The sequence below is a fragment of the Pseudomonas sp. 58 R 3 genome, assembly GCF_900006605.1.
GTDB classification, from domain to species: Bacteria; Pseudomonadota; Gammaproteobacteria; order Pseudomonadales; family Pseudomonadaceae; genus Aquipseudomonas; species Aquipseudomonas salomonii.
In genome coordinates, this window is the sequence record NZ_CVTT01000076.1 from 1 (window position 1) to 273 (window position 273).

Here is a 273-nt window from a genome sequence, read left to right on the forward strand (position 1 = left end):
CACCGGCCTTGATCGTGATGGTCTGGCCATTGCTCAACGTTACGGTGACGTCGGTTTGCGCCTTGTTAGTCAAGGTCGCGGTGTAAGTGATGTCACCGCCTTCAACCACGGAGGCTTTATCAGCAGTCAGAGAAACCGTGGTGTTGTCGATCGAGTCGGTGATGGCTGTTTCAGCTGCTTTCGGATCGGTGACCAGGTTCTCGAAGTTACCGCCTTCGGTCTTCGCGATGGTGGTGCTGACAGTCGAACCGTTGTTATAGACGTCGTTGGCTG

At 54.9% G+C, this 273-nt stretch carries 1 protein-coding gene; it reads right to left on the reverse strand.

Features of this window, described 5'->3' with window-relative positions:
* Positions 1 to 273 (reverse strand): immunoglobulin-like domain-containing protein (locus BFP92_RS32190; RefSeq protein ID WP_239694322.1); only part of this gene is annotated, 273 nt, incomplete at both ends.